The organism is Mesorhizobium sp. CA10, assembly GCF_020165285.1.
Classification (GTDB): Bacteria; Pseudomonadota; Alphaproteobacteria; order Rhizobiales; family Rhizobiaceae; genus Mesorhizobium.
This window is the reverse complement of sequence record NZ_JAIUHV010000004.1, coordinates 1-20679: the sequence shown is the minus strand read 5'-3', so window position 1 is coordinate 20679 and position 20679 is coordinate 1. Positions and strand designations below refer to the sequence as shown.

Genomic DNA, 20679 nt, shown 5'->3' with positions numbered 1-20679 from the left:
CTCGTTCACGCCTTTGCCGGAACCGGCCTCGACTTGATCGCCGTCGCCAGCACGACCCCGACCACGATGAAGGCCGCGCCGAGCAGATCGTAATCGTGCAGGCTCTCGCCGAGCAGCAGGTAGGCGAGCACGGCGACGAACAGGGTCTGCAGATAGAGCAGCATGCTTGCCCGGCTGGCGCCGAGCGTCTCCACGCTTTGGTTATAGAGATAGTACATCAGCGCGCCGCCGGGACCCGCCAGATAGGCAAGCGCGAGCAGGCCGTCGGCATTCAAGGCGGAGCGCTCGTCGTTGAAGATTTCCCAAAGGTGGAACGGCAGCGCCACCAGCGCGCCGGCGCCAAGCAGAAGGACCACCAGCGGCAGGAGCTCGAGGCCGAATTTCGAGCGGCGCAGCAGCACCGTATAGAGCGCCCAGCAGAAGGCGCTGCCGACGATCCACAATTCGCCGATGTTGAAGCGCAGTTGCACCAGCGCGTCCAGCTTGCCATGCGCGACGATCACCAGCATGCCGGCAAGTGCTGCAACCGCGCCGAGCGACTTCCAGAGCCCGAGCGGCTCGCCCAGCACGAGACGCGCCAGCACCATGGTCATGATCGGCGACATCGCCATGATGATGCCGGCCGTGGTGGCGTCGGTGTCGTTCAGACCATGGTAGATCATCCCTTGGCAGAGCGTCAGGCCGATGGCGCCGACAGCAACGATCTCCAGCGGCCGGGATTTGAGCAGCGCCAACATCGCGCCGTGATGGCGGTGCACGATCGGCAAAAGAATGAGGCAGGCGAGCGCCAGCCGCCAGAAGCATAGCCCCCAGGGCGGCATTTCCGGCGCCACCCATTTGGCCGCGATATAGACGCCGGCCGAAAGCAGCCAGCACAAGGCAGCGGCGGGATAACCAGCCAGCGACGGTATCGCTCGGGCGACCGGCGCTTCCGCCGGATGCGCTATCGGTATCGCCTGCATCGCATGTCCCCCCGCTCTATGAAGGTCAGCCCAGTCGCAGCCGACAGTCTACCTCATGACGGGGATTTTATATAGTTGGCCCGGCAAGGCCCCACGCGGCAGGGATCAATGCGCCGTGTCGCCGGCCATATGCAGAAGATCCCAGGCCGAGCCGACGCGACCGTGGAACTGCGATGCGAAGCGTTCGGCTTCGATGCCCTCGAGGCCGTCCTCGACAAGGGCCTCGATGCTCCGCCGCAGCAAGGCGAGCTGCATCTGCCGCGCATGTCTTGCGTCGGTTTCGCGCATGATGGCCGTGACGTGATAGGCCACGACCGGCTGGCCAAGACAGGACAGGAGCGCGCCTGACCCTGCCGTCGCTGCAGTGACCGCTTCCTCGATATTCATTCCGGCGCTCCTCATCAAAAGATGCTGGGCGCCTCCCCGGCAGAATGGCGACGGTGTCCGCCGCTCTTTTCTAATTTTCGGCAGTCGCGAGATCATCGCTGGCGGCCGAAATCAGTATCCTCCAGAACCGTATTAAAGGCGACCGGATAGTTAATCGATGGTTAACGGGAACGCTCGCATCTTACGCGTCAGGGGCCAGCTTGATGCATCGGTCAGTGACCGAGGACGTTGCGCTCGGCCGACGGCGCCAGGCTCCGCGAACCGGGCACCGAAACCGGCGCACCCTGAAGCACCCAGTCGGCCGCGATCTGGCCGATCACCGGGGCGAGCTGGATGCCATAGCCGCCGGCGCCGGCAGCGGTGATCAGCGTCGGCTCCGAGGCATCGAATGGTCCGACGAAGGGGCGATGGTCGGCGGTGACGGGATAAAGGCCCGCCCAGCCCCGGCCGAGTCGCGCGCCCGGCAGGTCGGGCACGCGTTCCAAAAGCAGCTCGGCCAGATCGACCTTCGACTGCTCCTCGCACTGGTCGTTGTAATTGTCGGGGTCCTCCGGCGCGATCGAATTCACTTTGTGGATTTCGGCGATCAGCTCGCCTGGTTTTTCGTGGCGGAAGTTGAGCCCGCTGCCTTCGCCGTTCACGAGGTCCATCACCATGGGCATCGTGTAGCCGAGCGGCTCGTCAAGATGGATGACGACGGCCTCGTGGCGCTCGGGCCAGATGTGGAGACGCTGGCCGAAAAGCGCGGCGACTTGCGGCGCCCAAGCGCCGCCCGCATTGACCACGGCATCGCAATCGATCAGTCGTCGCTCGCGATCGATCGGGCCGCCATTGGTTTCCAGCGTATAGCCGCCCGGGCGCCGTTGCACCCCGACCAGCTTGCGGTATTGACGGATTTCGCCGCCCTTGGCGCGGACGATGCCCGCAAGGAAATTGCACATCTCATGCGGATCGAGAAAACCGTTGTCGGGCCCGAACAATCCGCCTTCGAGGCCGTCGGGATTGATGTGCGGAACGATTTCCGTGAGTTCGTTGGCATGGATCAGGCGCGAACTAAGACCCGCTTCGCCCTGAACCTCGACCGATTTGGCGAAGAGCTCCATCTGGGCGGGCGTGCGGGCCAGCCGCAGATAGCCGATATGATTGAAACGAAGCCCCTCGCCTTCCCATTCGCGGAACCGGCGCAGCGAATGGACGCGCAGCATGATCTCGAACGGGTCGGTGAATTGTGATCCGACGACGCCGACGGACCGGCCGCTCGACCCCGAGGCAATCGAGTGCGCTTCGAGCACGGTCACGCGCGCGCCCTGCTCGACGAGGTTGAGCGCCGTGCACATGCCCAGCGTGCCGGCTCCGATCACCACGACATGAGGAGAAGCTGTCATCTGTGGCCCGCCTGCTTTCACGACTGCGCGGCGACGTCGCCCAAGGTCTCGTCGATCGCTTGAAGAATGGCGCTGGCATCTTCCTCGGTCATCGGCGTCGACAGCGCGAACAGGCCGTAGCTGGCGGACAGGACGCCGCGGCCAAGCAAACCCTTGTGGAAGGTGTCGAACTTCCTGTGCTCGGCCGGACCTGGATAGATCGAGCGGTAATCCGTGACGGGATGCGACGTGAAATGAACCTTGAATAGCGAGCCGAGGCCGACGCATTGGCCGGCAAGCCCATGCTTTTGGAATGAGGCGGTAATCCCTTCGCGCAACGATGCGCCAAGCCGATCAAGATGGGCAAAGCTTTCTTTCGTTAGCGCCCGCATCGAGGCAAGGCCGGCGCGCATGGTCACCGGATTGGCCGTGAAGGTGCCGCCATGCGGCAGCGCGGGCTTGCCTCCGGTCGGATCGAACACCGCCATGATATCGGCGCGCCCACCCACGGCGCCCACCGGGAAGCCGCCGCCGATGATCTTGCCCAGCGCCGTCAGGTCGGGCTCGATGCCCCACAGCCCTTGCGCGCCAGACCAGCCCAGCCGAAACGAGATGACCTCGTCGAAGATGACGAGCGCATCTGCGGCATGGGCGATCTCGACCATGGCGCTGAGGTAATCCCGCCGCGCCGGTATGAGGCCGGCACGGTTGGGCATCGGGTCGATCAGCACGGCCGCGATAGTCTCGCCGTCGGTGGCGAAGACGGCGCGCAGTGCCTCGGTGTCGTTGAAGGGCACGGCAATCACGTCCTCCAGCACGCCGCGCGGCGTGCCCCTGGCATAGGGCGTGGATCTCGGCAGATCGCCCCAATTGGCGGGCGATGAGTCCAGGCTGACTTCGGCGAAATCGTAGGATCCGTGATAGGCGCCTTCGATCTTGACGATCTTCGGCCGCGCGGTGAAGGCGCGCGCGGCCTTGATCGCCATCATCACGCCCTCGGTGCCGGAGTTGGTGAAGCGGATCTGGTCGACGGAGGGCAGCCGCTCGACCAGCAGCTCGGCAAGCTCGATCTCGCTCAGCGTCGGGGCGCCGAAAGCGGTGCCGAAGGGCAGCTGCTCGACGACGGCCGCGGTGACATCGGGATGCGCATAGCCATGGATCATCGCGGTGAAATTGTTGATGCAGTCGTAATAGGCATTGCCGTCGACGTCCCAGACCCTGCACCCCTCGCCGCGCGCGGCGTAGATCGGAAACGGATCGACGAAGACCGTAGTGCGCGTATTGCCGCCCGGCATCACCTTCCTGGCGCGCTCGAACAGGGTTTTCGATCCAGGCATGGCGTCGGGATAATGCGGCATGGCGTTCCGAAGGCGAATTTGAAACAGCGGCGTGCCGCTCGTCACGAAGCTACGGCTCGTTTGCGCGCCGGCGCAATCGGCCAGACCGGTCATGCGACCCGACCAGGGTCATCGCGGACCCTCATCGTTTTGCGCAGTAGCAACCGCGCGCTTAGACTGCCCGACATTGATCAGCTCGCCATCGAGAAGTTCTGCTCCGAGACGATCAATCATGACATCTAGTCCATTTGGATGATGCATCCTGCCCCTAAAGGCGTACCTGGTATAAGCAGCCCGTCAACTGCGCAAAATACAAGTTGTCCAAGCTGTAGATAGAGTTCAACACGGAGCGAACCGCCAAGACCGAAAATCTTAATTTTGCGCACGCACAGCCGCTATGACGTGTTTCTTGAGCATCGCGAAGAATACCGGCAGACAGAGGACCGTGGCCAGTGACGTCCATACATGGATCTTACGAGGAGTTCGAAGACGACCCGCGCCCGGCGTGGGTTCGCTTCAGCATGCGCCACTGGAGGTGGAGCGCCATTCCCGGATGCATCCTCCTCTTGGCGGCGGTATCTCCCCCAGACAACAGCGCCGAAATCCAGCAACAGATCGCGGCAGCGCGAGGCGAACTGGCGTCGACAAAAGCGCAACTGGGCCTGAGTCAGGATGCCGAGCGCACAGCAAGCGCCCAGGCAAGGCTGTTGGCCAGCACCTCCGCAGAGCAGACAAAGGCCCTGAGAGAGGCGAACCAAAGCAACGGAACCCTCAAACTCGATCTGGAAGCGGCGCAGCGCGTCATCAAAGACTTGAAGGCACAGTTGATTTCTGCAAACGAAGCACGCAACGCTGTGGAAGCGTCCCTGGCCAAGGCAAATCAATCGGTTGCCGAAGAGCGCCATAAGGTCGAACAATTCGAGCACGAACTCGCCATGGCTCGCCAGGCCGGCGAGGCCGATCAGAAACGCGCAAATCTGGCTGCGGCCGAGCGGGCCACCGCCCTAAAGGACCTCCAGCTGGCGGTTACTGCCGCAAAGCATGTCAACCAGGCATTGGATCTGGAACACACGCGCGCGGTTTCGGCCGCAAGCGATGCCGATGACGCCCGTCGGGAAAGAGACGCTGCGAAGCAGGCGTCTGCCGACTTGAGTGCAGCGCTTGAGCAGGAGCGTCAAAAGCTGACCGACATGTCCGTGTCCCTTACCGCTGCGCGAAAGGCGATCGATCTCGTCAAGGCGCAAAGCGCGCGCCGCACAGCGCAGATGGAGCGTGCACCCGGGACGCGTTCCGCCGCGGTTCCACTTGCCAGCCAGAATGGCCAAGCTGTCCGCCGAACAGGCTTGCAGGATAAGAACAGAGCGAAGATCCCAAGATCACCGAAACGGGTTCTGGTGGCGACGACGATCACTCTCCCCGACGCGTTGCTTCCGACCCCGCCTCGATGATGATGGTCAGCAGTACATTTGGATTGGCACGAACGCATGCCCAGGAGGGGTCCTGAAATGGGCAAATACTTGGCGGTCGCCTTGATGATCGCAGCCGCTACCGGACCGGCGGCCGCCCTTGATGTCGGCGGTGGCGGCAAGGTCGGCGGCATTGGCGTCGGCGCTGGACTGGGCGCCGGATCACAAGGTGTCTCCGCTGGCTTGGGGGCAAGTGTCGGCGGCTTGGTCGGCGCAAGCGTTGGCGCGTCGGCAGGCGCAGGAGGAGCAAGCCTTAGCGCGTCCGCAAACGCTGGTACCGGGTCGATCGGCGCCAGCGTTTCGACGCGTGACGCTGCAGGCAGCGCAAGCGCCGGCGTGTCGACGGGTGCCGGCACCGCAACGCCAGGCACCGGGGATACCGCGCCTCCCGAAAACCCCACCGTTTTCTCTGCAAAAAGCGCAACAACCGCGATCAGCCTGCCATCCATCCTCAAACCCTCCAGCACCGGTGGCGGGGAGTTCGGGCGGTTTAGAGCGGGCTATCCTTTTGCGCCCCTTGTATCGTTGAAAGCGAAGCCAGGCACGCCGCCCAAAGTCGTGAGCGCTTGCCGCGCGGCGATCATGTCGGCCACGACGCCGCTTGGTGCTGTGCGCGTATACGCGGTTAGCGCCGGTCCGATGCGCCAACGCAAAGCCGGTCTGGCGGCGCCGATCGAGGTGCGAATAAACTATGCGCTTCCAGGCGGCATCCAAGTTCGACAAGCGAAGGTCCTGTGTCGCCTTAGTGCGACGGGGAAAGTCTTCGCCGTGACATAGGGACCAGCTTGCCGAAGTCATGCACAGGGACCGCTATCTGGCGATGTCACTCGCCGCTGCCCGGTTCGGGTGCCTGAGATTGGTCGGCGTGATGCCGGCCTGCTGGCGGAAGACACGGCTGAAATGGCCGGCATTGGCAAAGCCGCAGCGATAGGCGATCTCGCCGATCGCGAGGTCGCTGCCTTCCAGCAGCGATCTGGCATAGTGAACCCTGAGCGCAAGATAGGCGGCCATCGGGCCGATGCCGAGCTCGGCGCCGAACAGGCGCTCGAGCTGGCGGCGCGAGCAGTTCTGCCTGGCGGCGATCTCGGCGATCGGGATCGGCTCCTGCAGATTGCTTTCCATCAAGAGCAGCGCTCGCTTCACCGCGCGGCTCGCGGCCGCTGGAAAAAGGTCGCCGACCGGCTGCACGTCGCGGCTGGAGCGGATGCGGTCGAGCACCAGGATCTTGGCCGCCTTCTCCGCCGCCTTCCGGCCGATGAATTGCGAGACGAAATAGCCAGCAAGGTCGGCCGCGCCCGTGCCGCCGGCGCAAGTGGCGCGGCCGCGGTCGACGGAATATAGGCGGTCGGCATGGGCGTTCACATCGGGGAACTCGGCGCGGAAATCCTTGATGTGGAACCAGCTGACCGCGGCACTGTAGCCGTCGAGCAGGCCATAACGCGCCAGCACGAAGCTGCCGGTGCAGAGCGCGGTGAGCGGTACGCCCTTTTCGGCCGCGCGCAAAAGGAATGCTTCCTTTTCCGAGCTCAGCTTGCGGCTGGTGTCGAGCAGGCCGCCGACCACCACGACATTGTCGAAATCCTCCGGATTGCCCATCGCCTTGGTCGGCAGCAATTCGACGCCGCAGCTGGCCCGGATCGGCAGGCCGCGCTCGCCGACGATCTCCCAGTCGAACTCGATCCTGCGGCTGCGGTCGCCCTCGTCGCCCGCCAGCCTGAGCGTGTCGATGAACAGCGACAGCGGCGACAAAGTGAAATCGCGCACCAAAAGAAATGCGAACTTCTTGGCCATGCTTTTGCGAGCCGACGCCCCTGCCTTGTCTCAAAGCCATTTTCGACCATTCCGCACGGTCGGCGCTGCTTCGCCAACGCCGCCACGCAGGCAATAGGCGACGCGCGTGGCGTTAATCGCATGAATGGCTCCGCCTGGGCGATTGCCGCATCCCGCTGTGTCACCCCGGCCTGCCTGCCCTGGCCCGCCCTCTGGGCGCATCTGGAACAGGGCTCTGGCCCAACCCGGACATGCACGAACGGGATGGCCATTATAACCAGACGCTTTATAACGGGCGATCCGATTATGACCACCAAGGGGAGACGATGCGTTACATACGTCCGCTTTCAATCGAAGATGCCGTTGGCGAGCTCGCCAAGGCAGTAGGCCCGGCCGCGATCCTGGCCGGGGGCAGCGATCTTTTGGTGAGGATGAAGGGCGGCTTCATCGAGCCCGAGCTGATCGTCGACATCAAGGCGATCGGCGGCCTGGCCGACATTGCCGAGACGGCCGATGGCTTTCGGATCGGCGCCGCAGTGCCCTGCGCGGTGCTGGGCGAGAACAAGGCGCTCAAGCAGGCATGGCCGGGCGTGGTCGAGGCGGCCAACCTGATCGGCTCCAAGCAGGTGCAGGGCCGCTGCACCATCACCGGCAATCTGTGCAACGCCTCGCCCGCCGCCGACAGCGTGCCGGCGCTGGTCGCGGCAGCGGCACAAGCAGTCGTCGCCGGGCCTTCGGGCAAGCGCACGATTGCCGTGGAAGCCGTGCCGACCGGACCCGGCCGCACATCTTTGGCCAAGGGCGAGATGATCGAGGCGATCCTGCTCGACAAGCGGCCTGAGCATGCGGGCGACGCCTATCTGCGCTTCATTCCGCGCACCGAGATGGACATCGCGGTGGTGAGCGCCGGCGTCAACCTGACGCTGGACGAGAAGGGCGCGATCAAGACCGCCCGCGTGGCGCTCGGCGCCGCCGCACCCACCGTGCTTCTGGTCGAGGAAGCCGGGCAAGTGCTGATCGGCTCGAAGCTCGACGAAGAAACGCTGGAGCGGCTGGCGAAGATCTGCTCCGGCGCCTGCCGCCCGATCGACGACAAGCGCGGCACCATCGTATTCAGACGGAAAGTCGCGGGCGTGCTGGCGCAGAGAGCCGCAACGACCGCCTACAAGCGTGCGGGAGGCAAATAATGGCCGGTATAGCTGTATCAACCACGATCAACGGCGACGCCGTCGAGTATCTGTGCCAGCCCGACGAGACGCTGCTCGACGTGCTGCGCGACCGGCTGGGGCTGACCGGCGCCAAGGAAGGCTGCGGCACCGGCGACTGCGGCGCCTGCAGCGTCATCGTCGACGGCAGGCTGGTCTGCTCCTGCCTAGTGCTGGGCGCGGAAGCCGAGGGCCGCAAGGTCGAGACCATCGAAGGCATGGCGCATGGCGACCAGCTGCATCCGCTACAGCAGAAGTTTCTGGAGCATGCGGCCTTGCAATGCGGCATCTGCACGCCGGGCTTCCTGATCGCGGCCAAGGACCTGCTGGAGAAGAACCCCTCGCCCACCGAGGAGGAAATCCGCTTTGGGCTGGCCGGCAATCTCTGCCGCTGCACCGGCTATGACAAGATCGTGCGCGCCGTCCAGGATGCGGCCCAAGTGATGAAGGGAGCCTGATCATGAACTTCGATCCGCGCTACTCCGGACGCAATTTCTCCTCGGTCGGCACGCGACCGGTCCGCCCCGACGGCGTCGACAAGGTGACGGGACGCGCTCGCTACGGCGCCGACTTCAACATGGCCGGACAGCTGGTTGGCCGCGTGCTGCGCAGCCCGCACGCGCATGCGGTGATCAAGAGCATCGACACGTCGAAAGCGGAAAAGCTCGCCGGCGTGAAGGCGGTGATCACGGCCAAGGACCTGCCCGACCTCACCGATGGCGATGCCGCCATGTACGACATCCTCGACAACTGCATGGCGCGCAAGAAGGCCCTCTATGACGGCCATGCGGTGGCCGCGGTGGCGGCGATCGACGCCCGCACCGCCCGCCAGGCGCTGAAGCTGATCGAGGTCGACTATGAGGTGCTGCCGCATGTCACCGATGTCGACGAAGCGGCCCAGCATCACGCACCGCTGATCAACGATCAGGTCTATACCGAGGGCCTGGAGGAAAAGCCGGCCAAGCCCTCCAACGTCACCAAGCGCACGCAGTTCGGCCATGGCGATGTCCACAAGGGTTTCGCCGAGGCCGATTTCATCGTCGAGCGCTCGTTCAAGACCGAGCAGACGCATCAGGGCTATATCGAGCCGCATGCCTGCGTGGCGAGCGTCAACCCGGACGGCACGGCGGAGCTTTGGGTGTGCACGCAGGGCCATTTCGTCTACCGACAGCATTGCGCCCAGCTGCTTGGGCTCGAAGCCTCGAAGCTGCGCGTCACCTCGTCGGAAATCGGCGGCGGTTTCGGCGGCAAGACCCATGTCTGGGCCGAGCCGGTGGCGCTGGCGCTGTCGCGCAAGGCCGGCCGTCCTGTAAAACTGGTGATGACCCGCGACGAGGTTTTTCGCGCCTCAGGGCCAACCAGCGCCACCTCGATCGACGTCAAGATCGGCGCCAGGAAGGACGGCACCATCACCGCAGCGGAAGCGACGCTGCGCTATAGCTGCGGCCCCTATGCCGGCTCCTGGGCCGAGATCGGCGCCATGACGGCCTTCGCCTGCTACAAGCTCGAGAACGTCAAGACCGTCGGCTACGAAGTGCTGGTCAACCGGCCCAAGACGGCGGCCTATCGCGCGCCCTCCGCGCCGATGGCCGCCTTTGCCGTGGAAAGCGCGGTGGACGAGCTCGCCAAGGAGCTCGGCATGGATGCGGTGGACTTCCGCATCAAGAACGCCGCGCAGGAAGGCACGCGCTCGTCCTACGGCCCGGTCTACGGACCGATCGGCATCGGGCCGACGCTGGAGGCGGTGAAGAGCCATCCGCACATGAAGGCGCCGTTGAAAGCCAACCAGGGGCGCGGCATGGCTTGCGGCTTCTGGTTCAACTTCGGCGGCCAGACCTGCACGGATCTGAACATCGGCATGGACGGCACGGTGTCGCTGGCCGTCGGCACGGTCGATGTCGGCGGGTCCCGCGCCTCGCTGTCGCTGGTGGCGGCGGAGGAGCTCGGCATCGACTATTCCCAGGTCAAGGCGATCGTCGCCGACACGTCCTCGCTGGGCTACAACGACATGACCGACGGCAGCCGCGGCACCTTCTCCTCGTCGATGGCGACGATCTCGGCCGCGCGCAACGCGATCAAGATCCTCAAGGATCGCGCCGCGCAGATGTGGGACATCCCGGTGGAGGACGTTACCTGGGAAAAGGGCCACGCCATCGCCAAGGGCGAGAAATACGGCAACCTCTCGCCGCTGTCGCTGAAGGACATCGCGGCCAAGTCGGGCACCACCGGCGGGCCGATCGCCGGCCATAGCGAGCTCGTCGCCGACGGCGCCGGCGTTTCCTTCGCCACCCATATCTGCGACATCGAGGTCGACCCCGAGACCGGCGCGACCAGGGTGATCCGCTATACGGTGGTGCAGGACGCCGGGAAGGCGGTGCACCCCACCTATGTCGAGGGGCAGTACCAGGGCGGTGCCGCGCAAGGCATCGGCTGGGCGCTCAACGAGGAGTATATCTACGGCAAGGACGGGCGGCTGCAGAATGCCGGCTTCCTCGACTACCGCATCCCGGTCTGCTCAGACCTGCCGATGATCGACACGCAGATCCTGGAAATCCCCAACCCCAACCACCCCTATGGCGTGCGCGGCGTGGGCGAAACCTCGATCGTGCCGCCGCTGGCGGCGATCGCCAACGCGGTGTCGAACGCGGTCGGCGTGCGCATGACCCACATCCCGATGTCGCCGCCACGCATCCTGGCGGCGCTGGAGGCGGAGCGGGAAGGCTGAGCGGTATCAAGCTAGGGCAAGGTGTGTTGAGATTCAGGTCAGGCCGAACCGAGAATGTTGGCTTCCGAGAACCGGAGCGGAGCGTACTTGACGTACGTGAGCACCGGAAGCGCAGGAAGCCTTCATTCGCAGGCCGGCCTCACCTGAATATCGACGCACCTTGAGGCGCTAATGGTCGAGGTCACCCTCTGGGGCTCGCTCAGCGCCGTCGCCGGCGGCAAGGCCAAGCACGAGATCGAGGCCAAGGACATAAGGGAGCTGTTCCGCAAGCTGGCGGAACAGTATCCCGGAATCGAGCCGTGGATCGATCGGGGAATTGCCGTGGCGATCGACGGCACGATCTATCGGGATACGTGGAGCAAGGAATTGCCGGAGGGGGCGGAGATTTTCCTGCTGCCGCGACTGGCTGGAGGGTGAGTGAACCGGCGGCTGGCCGTCACGACGCCTACCATTGGCTGTCGAGCCGCTCACGCAGTTCCCGCTGCTGTTTGATTTCGGGCGGCGACGAATCGACAGAACCGCTGCAGCACGCAGGCGCCCCAGACACCGGCGAAGATATCCGCAGCCACTCCAGCCGCGGGTTTCCTTGGCTGGCGCCATGATATCGGCACTGTCGAATTGAAACCGGCATGTCCGGCGACCGTGCCGGCCGCTTGGGGCTTACCGCCTAAGCCCGAAAAAGCTCAAGATGGCGAGAATGACGACGACGAGACCGATGAGATAGATAATGCTGTGCATGGCAGGTCCTCCTATGGAGGATTAATAATTAGCGTTCGCTAATGTTCCTTAGAGCGGCTGCTCCAAGCGTCCTTCGTTCGGCAGGCGCCCTGTCTCCAGTCCATTCCCCCCGCCGGTCAGGCTCGCGGACACCACCCGCTTTCGAGCCGGGCCGCTCATGATTATCGGGCTGGTTATCGGTTTGGCCGGTCTTCGCGCACAACGTTGTAGAGAAGAAGCCCCGCGGTCAAAGACACGACCGCACCCAGCATGTCGGGTCCGGTCAGCCCCGAATAGTACACAAAAGCGAATGCCAACTCGGCCATGGTTCCACCTGCGATCCTTGCTGAGAGAACCCTTAGGGCGCGCTAATGTTCCTATGGTTCGGAATGGATCTAAGAAATCCAGACCCCGCCTGCCATGACAGGCGCCGAAGAATGTTGGGTTCCACAGATGGGCCCTCTCTCCGACTGAGGTCCCATTCGCCAGCGCATTGGTCCATCGCGCGAAACATAATCCCTGCGATCTCATTAGGGCTGCGCTGACGAGCAATCAGTCCCTTCATCGTCAGTTGGCTGGATCGCCCGCCACCTGCTCCCAGGTGGTGGGCATCCGAAGAAAGAACAGGGGCTGGGGACAGAGGTGGACAATGTCGATTTCCGAGGAGTTGCGGGACGTGAGTCTCCGCTATGAATGCCCGAATTGCCGCCGGCCGATCATCAGGAACGGTTCATGGTTCAAGTCGGTGAGCACCTTCCGGTGCGATGCCTGCAAGACCAAGCTCAGGCTTGGCTATTCGGCCAAGCTGGCGCTCTTCGAACGCCACGGCAAGGCGGCGTTTTCGGGGGTGTGACCTATGCGCATGAGTGCCCGCGAACCTTTTGGCGAGCAGCAGCTTCCTTTCCGAGAGCGGTGGGAGATGCCCCCGACGGCCGTAAACGACAACAGCGCGCTCCATCACCGCGATCTTTCCATCCTCGTCCCGGTCGATGACGGCCTTGCAAGGATCGCCGCGAAAGCGGAGCGGATGGGCATTGCGGCGGCCGTGGCGATCGGCCTTTTCATCGGGCCGATCGTGTTCACGTGCCTGATGCTGAGCGTGTGGAACGCGGCGTTGGACAACAACGGAGGCAAGCATGATCGAGACTTCCAGGATCCTGGAAACCAAGGTGGCGGGCTTGCAAGACAGGCTGCGGGAAGCCAAGCTCAGCATGGATGACATGCTGGCCTTTCAAAAGGTCGCGGACGTGCTGGACAACGGCCATGGCGGCATCGACGTCGACGACCTGATCGCGCTTTCGTTTGTGGTGGAGGAGGAAGGTTGAGCCTGTCGCTGGGCTTTGCCCAACCTGGTCGAAGTCATCCTCCGGGGCTCGTTCTGCGCCGTCGCCGACGGCAAGGCCAAGCATGAGGTCGAGGCCAAGGACGTAAGGGAGCTGTTCCGCAAACTGCGAATCTCGGGATTGAGCCGTAAATCGATCGCGGGATCGCGGTGGTGATTGATGGGGTGATTTATCGGGATACGGGGGGGAAGGAGTTGCCGGGGGTAGGCGGAGACCGGTGGTCGCCTTACCTGTCCTGTTCCCTGGTTTTTCCAAAGAGAAAAGCCTCAGCTTTTCTCTTTGGAATCTGGATACTGAACTCTGGCCTATGGACTCTGGGACTTATTCCCTCCCTTGCGACTGCGTTGTTATCCGAGAGCGGAATTGCCCCCTCCTCGCGACAGCTTGGGTTGCGGCCCCCTTAGCCGGTGTCTTACGCGCGAGCGCGCCTCGCCCATCTTCGACCTCCCTGATCAATCGTGATATTGCGATTGCGATCGGGGGGACGATTTGTCGGGATATCTGGTCGAAGGAACTGCCTCAGTAGTGGGAAAGTGACAGTCATGGTCGACCTGGGCAGATAATTGATAATGCCTTTACCGTTCCAAGGTTAGGAACGTGTCATGGAAATGTTAATCGAACAGCTCGAAACCAATATCACCGCGCTAACCGATCGGCTTGGGGTTGGCTCCAAATTGCTCGCGAAGAATTGGTTTGCACGTCATGATTTCCTGAGCCCGCCCTCCACGAACCAAAGCACGCACGACCTGCCATTCCAACGGTGGTACCGGTTCAAGGAGGCATTTGCCCCCAGAGCTGTTTTGGATGCGATCAGCAGCCTGGATACAGCACCGTCGACCTGTGTGGATCCTTTCGGAGGGAGCGGGACCACAGCGCTGACGGCGCAATTTCTCGGCATCCGACCGACCACAATCGAAGTAAACCCGTTCCTTGCAGACCTCATCGAGGCGAAGCTGCAGCTTTACAACACCGAGGCGCTTCTCACGTCCTTTCGTCAGGTGGTCGATGATGCATCTGTAATTCGAGTAGATCCGCGAGAGGAACTGTGGGGCGCCCCACAGACGCTCATTGCTCCCGGGGTCGGCGGTCGGTGGATCTATTCTGTCCAGGTAGCTGAACGCATACTCGCATACCGTGCAGCAATCGATGCGCTGACCGACAAGGCCTCTGCGCGGCTACTGCGCGTCCTGCTCGGGTCCACGCTAGTGGCCCTCAGCAATGTAGTGATCAGCGGAAAAGGACGCCGCTACCGCTCGGGCTGGAAGAATCGAGTGGTCCCTGTTAGTGCCGTCCACCGCATGTTCGAGGCAGCGTTCTTGAATGCCGTCGAAGACATTGTGCGTTTCGGTAGGCGCCCGTGTACCTCATATACTCTGCTACGCGGAGATGCCCGTGTCGCTTTAGCTAACGCGACGACGGCGGACTTTGCGCTCTTCTCGCCTCCGTATCCAAACTCTTTCGACTACACGGACATATACAATCTTGAGTTGTGGATGTTAGGATATCTCAAGACACCGGTCGATAATCGGGAATTGCGCGAGGCGACTTTGCGGTCCCATGTCCAGATCAAGCGATCGTTTGAGGCGACATCATCTTCGCCCTCGCTGGACAGAACTGTAGCGGAACTGCGATCTCGTCGGTCAGAGATGTGGGATAAGCAAATCCCAGAAATGGTGCGTGCATACTTCGATGACCTGATTGCAGTCTTAGGCGAGTTGCATCGCGTAGTCATTCCCGGCGGTTCGGTAATGATGGTGGTGGGGGACAGTCGGTACGCCGGCGTCTCTATCGACGTTGGAAAAATCTTGGTCGAGCTAGGCAAGGGAATTGGCTTCGACCTATCCAGTCTTTCCTCAATGCGGTCAATGCGTTCGAGTGCCCAGCAAGGTGGGACCTACGATTTGGATGAAACGCTAGTTCATCTGATAAGGGCCTGAAAGTTCGGCGAGAGGTTTCACGCCACTTCGCAAGTCAGCAGTGCGCCGGCCTTCTTCGCGGCCGCCGCCGCCTTCCTGTGCTCCCCCGGGCTCGTGTACATGAAATACCTCCGCAAAGTAACGTCGTTCGCCTTAGCCAACGCCTGAACCTCCGGCTGATCCTCGTCCACCAGCCTAGCGTCGAAGCAGCAGAGATAAGCCAATTTTCCTCCGATATCCTGGCGGTACTCCACGGCCTGCTGAATACCTCCGCTGGCATGATCGACCATCTTCCCAAGGGGCACGTTTCGAATAATCGTCCCTGCTGATTCCTTGGATCGCAGGACTTTGCACTCCATGGCGCATGGCCCCAGCGTGGACTTCATGACGTGGCCAGATATCTTTATGTCCAGACGGCCATGAGGCAGCTGATCCTCGACAGTTATGTTGTCCTCGCCAACGACGGTCCCGAGATAGAAACCTAACATGAGGCTGATGCGCAGTTCCGCCTCGTCTATAGTAACGCGGTTCTCACTCTTTCCCTTCCAGGGTCGAAGTACACCGGACGACGTCTGTGTAAATTTGCGATGGAATGCCCACAATTGCTTGTCGATCTCGGTCGGGCCTAGTTTTAGAACGCTCGCCTGCTCCACCTTGAGCAATGTGGTCGGACCGTTTAGTCCATCGCGACAAAGGACCATCTCGCCGCGATGTCCACGCATGAGGCAATGCACAGCATTCGCGAGACCGAGTCGGTCCAACGCGTTAGCCACAGCGTTCTCGCTCAGGCATTTGCCGAACGGCACCTCCGCGACGATCGATAGGTCGTTGTTCGCGATCAGAACCTTGCCACCAATAATTGCGTCAGCCGTGGACTCGAAATAAAACAACCGCTTCGCGCCGAGTGTCTCGATATCCTGGGAAATACTCCGCGAGAGCACGATCGCGCAGGGCTTCACACCAGCCTTTGGACCGCCCTTCTCCGCCAGCCACATCCGAAAGAACTTGTGAGTTGCGGCGAAAAACTCAGCTTCTAAACCGTCATTGGAGGCTGGTAGCGATGGCACGCCGCCGCTGCTTTGTGCCAGAGACGTTAGCGCTTCATCTTCTAATACGGCCAGGATTGAATCGTCGGTGTCGCCGCTATGCACTTGCACGCCCCTGTTGCAGATCCCAGACTCGATCTAGGTAGCGGAAGTAGAGATGAACCGTCTCACGGCGGCCTGCTGTTTCATTCGAACTGACGCGCCGTGCGATAGCGTCAGCGGCCAACGAGGTCAGATTGCGAGAGGCAGTTTCGAAGTCGATTGGCCCATCGGCGTCCGCGTTCTTGTAAGTCACGTCCATGAGAACGACGTCGTCTGGCGCCTCAGGCGGTTCCTCGTCTCTCAGTACGCTAGCGAAGGCCCGAACCACCTCCCTTATGAAGGTCGCCCTCCGCGACATTTCCGCCAGTCTTATCGCTTTATCGACCGCCGCCATCCCACCCTCCGTGAGGGAATAATCTGCTTCGAACCACCAGCCGAGATCGTCGTTAAACGTCTTTAGGTTCGAGATAGCCGCCAGCCCTTGCGCACAGACGCGATCGATGTCCCATTGGACTTCCGGAAAGAATGGGCCTCGCTTGTACTTGAGGAGATAGCCGTCGGGAGTCAAAAGATCGTATACGGGGGCCATGGCGTTGCCGAGATAAACTAGGCGGTGTAAGCGTTGTGCTGACAGCGGCGCGATCCCGATCCGTTCTGCCGCATCCAACAACGTGAGCAGCCACATCCGAGCCGACAGGATCCCGGTCCTCTGGTTCATGTCGAGCTCGTCTCTGGAATGTCGCCGGCCCTTCTGGGCGCAGACGTGCCTATGGGTCCCTGTGGTCGCATTTCGGCGGACACATCTTGGTACACAGCGTCTCGGAGTTTGTCTTCGTAATACCGGCGATGTGCGCGCAGTGCAGCATTTGGCAACGCCAGCGCCAGAAGGTTGACGACATGGGCGCTGCGCTTTTCGACCGGTAGGATAGGCGGCACCGGGCCTTCCTCTCCCGGGCCCGCGTCAGGTGCCAAAGGGCTTTCGTCATCCGGGACCGTCGGCTGTCGTGCCGGCGGGAGCGCGGCCCCAAACAAAGCGGGTATCATGTTCTCGTCGTTCAGGTTGGTGCTGGCGATAAACACGTTGCCCATTGTCCCGCCGGCTGCAGCGAATTCGCGAAACAGGGCTCCCGCTTGGATTACGAAAAGGCTGTCGAGACTGGCTTCGGGCGTCTCCAATACGAGCATCGAGGCCCCTCCGACATCAGCAGCGGCCTCCATCAGCGCCATACGGAAGGCGAGATCAATGAACTCGCGCTGCGATTCTGAGACCGACGTAACGTCCTCGCGAGCGCTGGGGCTACCTGCAAAGACCGCTGAGCTCATCATCACTTCTAGGATCGGGAAGTCGAAAGTCTCACCCTCCTGACCGATCTTCCTGCTGTCCTTCGTCTCGCGCAATAAGCAGGTCTCAGCTAGTAAATGTTTGGCGATGCGAGCGAATGCCCCCTTTACTTGCGTGAGCTTCCCGGCGAGGCGCTTCTGCTGGCCGTCTTTGAGGATTCTATATTTGGTTTCCGCGGCGGTGCGCTCAGCGGCTAATCTGGCAAGGCGAGCTTCGCCCTGCTCAACGAACTTCCGTTTGAACGCGATCTGGTCCTCGTCGTCGGTAACAAGGGCCGCCACTACATCTGGGGACGCCTGACGCTGCAGGTCGGCCAGCAGCCGTTGCAGGCGGACCAGTTCCCCGACCGAGGATTGCCTCGCCTCGATCTGACCGCGAAGTTCCCCATCGTATCGTTTGAGCTCGTCGTCTACGCGCTTAAGCTCTTCTTTCAGTTGCTCCGCTTCCAAGGCGGCACGCTCCAGGCGCTTCTGGTTGAAGGTCGCGGCGCTGACCACGTTCTCTTGCTGATCGACAGTGCTCTCGCAGATTGGACACTGATGTTTCGCAGCGAACTCTCGCAGCCGATCCCTTGCGGCAGCCGACTTGTTGCCGCAAACAAGGCACCCTCCGCCTGCCGCGAGGTTCAGGAAGACGTGCTCAGCGGTTTCGGCAAGATCTGGAAAAACATCTTGGTAGAAGAGTTCCTGCTCGTGCTCGTACGCTCGCCGAACTTCTTCAAGGTCGAGCCGGGACTTCTCTCTCCTTAACTTTGCGCTCTCGTACTCAGCTCTAGCTAGCTCGATGGCGTCGGCGAAGTCCGCGTCAGTTTCTTGCGCCGCCAACAGGGCTCGACGCAGACCGCGTATCTGGGCACCAATTCCAGATTGCTCGGCCGCGTCGTACTGAGCGAGCTCTTCTTGCGCAGCGCGTATAGGTACACGTTCGTTTCGGTACTGGCTGTCGAGGCGCTGGACTTCGTCATAGGCTGTGGCAGCGGCGCCGGCGGCTTCGCGGTCGTAGAATAGCAGGCGAAACATGTCGAACTGCGATCGTCTATCCCAGATAAGTTCGGGCCGATCCTCTAGGAAAAAGATCAAGAAACGAAGGATGGCGAAGAAGTCAAAGTAGCTTGCTGTCCCCGACAGCTGCTGAACCAGCTCCTCATACCGGTCCTGGGTAGCAACAGTCTCGGGCTTTCCGTCCAATGACAAGAACTGCACTTCAAGCGTCGCCAAAGACCGCCTGACGGTCAGCTTGGCCTTCCCGAAGGTAATGTCTGCCTCCATAGAAGCGGATCGCGCGCTGTCTCTGACACGCGCCCGGAAGTACTTTTTGTTTCGCCAATCGACCAGCTTGTGTTGCGTCGAGGCCAGACCTCCGTCCTCTTTGCTCATGTCCCTGGGACCGAGGAGGCAGCGATAGATGATATTCAAGAGAGTAGTCTTGCCCAGACCGTTGATGCCGGCAATGACGTGCACACCCTTGTCGAATGTGTGCTCAATGCCTTTCGATGTGGTCGTCTCATAAAGACCGTACTCCGTCACGCTCAAGCGTCGAAGTACCGGAAATACTATCGTCACTCAGCCCCCCCGATCGGCAAACCCCATACAGATAATGGTTTACCAATATTCCCCGCACAAGGTTTTTCTTGCGGTCCGTTTTCCCGAGCTCGACCGTGCCAAACCTTAGTACTTTCGAATTTCTCACTACGGCAACCGTCATGCTTTGACCACGGTGACCGATTCCGAAGCCATAGACACCGAGGCCACCTCGTCCAGCGTTGACTGTAAAACAGCAAGCGCGCGAAGGCGCGCCGACGCGCATTTCGCTGGTGGGTAACTTAATTCAGCCCCGCTCTATCTCTTGGTCCCTAGATGACTTGCGGAGCTGAAAGTGTACTCGCCACCAAAATTCATCGGGGGCGCTTCTATCCTGAGGTCAGAATTGGGATAACGACGTCGAAGCTCCTCGCCGACTGCAGAGCAAAAACCTGGTTCGTCATTGGGAACACGATACACTCCTCGTTCCTTCAGCATCCACTCAACGCTCTCCGCCTTGTGGCGCACCTCAATCTCTTTCTTTCTCGACAAGCTGACCTCTCAAAAATCGACAAGATTCGTTCAAGTATATAAAAGCTGTGCATTGCACCAGCAATTGCGACCTGGCGATACAATGTGTCGCTGCCCGCAGCGTCTCACCCATCCAGCCCCTGCAGTATCGGCGAGACGGCTATGCGCCTTCGTCCGAAGAGTGCCTGGCCCCGAGGAGGGTCCCCGTCGATACTGCCTTCCGTCAACCGAAGCCGCTCTTGCCGACGCCTCTCCTCACATCCCCAGCGTCGGCTCGGTATTCACCTCAAGCGCCTCTTCCGCCTCGTCCTCCTCGCCGAGCACCTCGCCCTTCACTGGCAACGCCTGCCCTATCCAGATCGGGTCGATCAGGTGGTCGCGTTTGGGGTTGGTGGTGTTGGGGTGGATGAGGATGCTCAAGCCGCCGTGGTTCAGCATCAGCCAGGGGACCAGCGTGGCGAAGATCTCGGTGGCGAAGGAGACCTGGTACATGGCCTGCTCGTGCGGGCCGACCGGCTCGTCGCGCCAGTTGCCGAGCCGCACGCGAAAACGCTCGCCGATGCGCTGGCGCAGCCATTCGGCCTGCCGGCGCTGCGCCTCATCTCCGTAATAGATGTGAGCGTGATAGCTGGCGATTTCCGAAAGCGGTCTCGGATCGTGCGGCCTGGCTTCGTTCATCGCGATGCTCCCCTCCCCGATGGTTCCAGTCTGTCGTGCGGAACTCTAGGCGCTTCTTCGGTTCATGGAAACGGCGAGCCGCTCTACAGACTGTTCAGCGTGGGCGCGTGTGGCCGTAATCGCAGACGCCGGCCCCGCTCCGTCTCGGCGCTGCGCGCCGAGCCACATTTCCCCACTGCGGCATGCATAGTTCCAAGCGGCTGGCCTTTGGCGATAGCGTGCATGGCAGCTTGGCGCATGCATTGGCTAATGTAGCGCTGGTCGACCCCCACTCCGTCTCGGCTTCGCCGAGCCACCTCTCCCCCGATCGACGGGGGAGAGGAAAGGC

At 62.0% G+C, this 20679-nt stretch carries 18 protein-coding genes; 9 read left to right on the top strand and 9 right to left on the bottom strand.

What is annotated here, in order from left to right:
• Positions 1–5 precede the first annotated feature (5 nt).
• From LB535_RS10300 to LB535_RS10285, 4 genes are all read right to left on the bottom strand, one after another.
• Complete coding sequence (locus LB535_RS10300) at positions 6–962, bottom strand: DMT family transporter (protein WP_224610360.1); 957 nt, start codon at positions 960–962, stop codon at positions 6–8.
• 105 nt (positions 963–1067) lie between these two features.
• A complete protein-coding gene (locus LB535_RS10295; protein WP_224632102.1) occupies positions 1068–1349 on the bottom strand; it encodes a hypothetical protein in 282 nt (93 codons plus the stop codon).
• Positions 1350–1561: 212 nt separating this feature from the next.
• The gene (locus LB535_RS10290) at positions 1562–2734 is read right to left on the bottom strand and encodes an NAD(P)/FAD-dependent oxidoreductase (RefSeq protein ID WP_224632101.1); all 1173 of its coding nucleotides are present in this window, start codon (positions 2732–2734) and stop codon (positions 1562–1564) included.
• Between the two features lie 17 nt (positions 2735–2751).
• Positions 2752–4164, bottom strand: coding sequence for an aspartate aminotransferase family protein (locus LB535_RS10285; protein WP_224632100.1), 1413 nt, complete (start codon positions 4162–4164; stop codon positions 2752–2754).
• Between the two features lie 452 nt (positions 4165–4616).
• On the opposite strand from LB535_RS10285, the gene LB535_RS10280 reads away from it, so the two are divergent.
• Both LB535_RS10280 and LB535_RS10275 read left to right on the top strand, forming a co-directional pair.
• Positions 4617–5498 carry a hypothetical protein gene (locus tag LB535_RS10280; protein ID WP_224632099.1) on the top strand — a complete coding sequence of 294 codons (882 nt, stop codon included), beginning with the start codon at positions 4617–4619 and terminating at the stop codon, positions 5496–5498.
• A gap of 57 nt (positions 5499–5555) precedes the next feature.
• Positions 5556–6293, top strand: coding sequence for a hypothetical protein (locus tag LB535_RS10275; RefSeq protein ID WP_224632098.1), 738 nt, complete (start codon positions 5556–5558; stop codon positions 6291–6293).
• 33 nt (positions 6294–6326) lie between these two features.
• Here the strand turns inward: LB535_RS10275 and LB535_RS10270 are convergent, their stop codons facing one another.
• Positions 6327–7307 carry a GlxA family transcriptional regulator gene (locus tag LB535_RS10270; RefSeq protein WP_224632097.1) on the bottom strand — a complete coding sequence of 327 codons (981 nt, stop codon included), beginning with the start codon at positions 7305–7307 and terminating at the stop codon, positions 6327–6329.
• Positions 7308–7612: 305 nt separating this feature from the next.
• On the opposite strand from LB535_RS10270, the gene LB535_RS10265 reads away from it, so the two are divergent.
• The 7 genes from LB535_RS10265 to LB535_RS10235 all read left to right on the top strand — a co-directional run bounded on the left by LB535_RS10265 (position 7613) and on the right by LB535_RS10235 (position 15213).
• On the top strand, positions 7613–8473 hold the full coding sequence (locus tag LB535_RS10265) for an FAD binding domain-containing protein (RefSeq protein ID WP_224632096.1): 861 nt from the start codon (positions 7613–7615) through the stop codon (positions 8471–8473).
• Complete coding sequence (locus LB535_RS10260) at positions 8473–8949, top strand: (2Fe-2S)-binding protein (protein ID WP_140631856.1); 477 nt, start codon at positions 8473–8475, stop codon at positions 8947–8949. Before LB535_RS10265 ends, LB535_RS10260 begins: the two co-directional genes overlap by 1 nt.
• A 2-nt stretch (positions 8950–8951) precedes the next feature.
• Entirely contained in the window at positions 8952–11216 is a 2265-nt protein-coding gene (locus LB535_RS10255; RefSeq protein ID WP_224632095.1) for a xanthine dehydrogenase family protein molybdopterin-binding subunit, read from the top strand.
• 171 nt (positions 11217–11387) lie between these two features.
• Positions 11388–11633 (top strand): MoaD/ThiS family protein, encoded by a 246-nt coding sequence (locus LB535_RS10250; RefSeq protein ID WP_095768248.1) that lies wholly within the window; start codon positions 11388–11390, stop codon positions 11631–11633.
• Positions 11634–12609: 976 nt separating this feature from the next.
• Complete coding sequence (locus LB535_RS10245; RefSeq protein ID WP_224548393.1) at positions 12610–12786, top strand: hypothetical protein; 177 nt, start codon at positions 12610–12612, stop codon at positions 12784–12786.
• A gap of 283 nt (positions 12787–13069) precedes the next feature.
• Positions 13070–13258, top strand: a complete 189-nt coding sequence (locus LB535_RS10240) for a hypothetical protein (RefSeq protein WP_140631864.1) — start codon at positions 13070–13072, stop codon at positions 13256–13258.
• Positions 13259–13878: 620 nt separating this feature from the next.
• Entirely contained in the window at positions 13879–15213 is a 1335-nt protein-coding gene (locus LB535_RS10235) for a hypothetical protein (protein WP_224632094.1), read from the top strand.
• A gap of 17 nt (positions 15214–15230) precedes the next feature.
• Here the strand turns inward: LB535_RS10235 and LB535_RS10230 are convergent, their stop codons facing one another.
• The 4 genes from LB535_RS10230 to LB535_RS10215 all read right to left on the bottom strand — a co-directional run bounded on the left by LB535_RS10230 (position 15231) and on the right by LB535_RS10215 (position 20351).
• Positions 15231–16343, bottom strand: coding sequence for a hypothetical protein (locus LB535_RS10230; RefSeq protein ID WP_224632093.1), 1113 nt, complete (start codon positions 16341–16343; stop codon positions 15231–15233).
• Positions 16336–16998 (bottom strand): hypothetical protein, encoded by a 663-nt coding sequence (locus LB535_RS10225; RefSeq protein ID WP_224632092.1) that lies wholly within the window; start codon positions 16996–16998, stop codon positions 16336–16338. Before LB535_RS10225 ends, LB535_RS10230 begins: the two co-directional genes overlap by 8 nt.
• A complete protein-coding gene (locus LB535_RS10220) occupies positions 16995–19148 on the bottom strand; it encodes an AAA family ATPase (protein ID WP_224632361.1) in 2154 nt (717 codons plus the stop codon). The genes LB535_RS10225 and LB535_RS10220 overlap by 4 nt, the downstream gene beginning before the upstream one ends.
• Positions 19149–19928: 780 nt before the next feature.
• Positions 19929–20351 (bottom strand): DOPA 4,5-dioxygenase family protein, encoded by a 423-nt coding sequence (locus LB535_RS10215; protein ID WP_224632091.1) that lies wholly within the window; start codon positions 20349–20351, stop codon positions 19929–19931.
• Positions 20352–20679 lie beyond the last annotated feature (328 nt).

Coding starts and splice junctions, on each gene's coding strand:
- LB535_RS10275 (WP_224632098.1), top strand. CDS start 5,556: ATGGGCAAATACTTGGCGGTCGCCTTGATGATCGCAGCCGCTACCGGA.
- LB535_RS10265 (WP_224632096.1), top strand. CDS start 7,613: ATGCGTTACATACGTCCGCTTTCAATCGAAGATGCCGTTGGCGAGCTC.
- LB535_RS10285 (WP_224632100.1), bottom strand. CDS start 4,164: ATGACCGGTCTGGCCGATTGCGCCGGCGCGCAAACGAGCCGTAGCTTC.
- LB535_RS10290 (WP_224632101.1), bottom strand. CDS start 2,734: ATGACAGCTTCTCCTCATGTCGTGGTGATCGGAGCCGGCACGCTGGGC.
- LB535_RS10235 (WP_224632094.1), top strand. CDS start 13,879: ATGGAAATGTTAATCGAACAGCTCGAAACCAATATCACCGCGCTAACC.
- LB535_RS10295 (WP_224632102.1), bottom strand. CDS start 1,349: ATGAATATCGAGGAAGCGGTCACTGCAGCGACGGCAGGGTCAGGCGCG.
- LB535_RS10225 (WP_224632092.1), bottom strand. CDS start 16,998: ATGAACCAGAGGACCGGGATCCTGTCGGCTCGGATGTGGCTGCTCACG.
- LB535_RS10250 (WP_095768248.1), top strand. CDS start 11,388: ATGGTCGAGGTCACCCTCTGGGGCTCGCTCAGCGCCGTCGCCGGCGGC.
- LB535_RS10255 (WP_224632095.1), top strand. CDS start 8,952: ATGAACTTCGATCCGCGCTACTCCGGACGCAATTTCTCCTCGGTCGGC.
- LB535_RS10215 (WP_224632091.1), bottom strand. CDS start 20,351: ATGAACGAAGCCAGGCCGCACGATCCGAGACCGCTTTCGGAAATCGCC.
- LB535_RS10270 (WP_224632097.1), bottom strand. CDS start 7,307: ATGGCCAAGAAGTTCGCATTTCTTTTGGTGCGCGATTTCACTTTGTCG.
- LB535_RS10260 (WP_140631856.1), top strand. CDS start 8,473: ATGGCCGGTATAGCTGTATCAACCACGATCAACGGCGACGCCGTCGAG.
- LB535_RS10240 (WP_140631864.1), top strand. CDS start 13,070: ATGATCGAGACTTCCAGGATCCTGGAAACCAAGGTGGCGGGCTTGCAA.
- LB535_RS10300 (WP_224610360.1), bottom strand. CDS start 962: ATGCAGGCGATACCGATAGCGCATCCGGCGGAAGCGCCGGTCGCCCGA.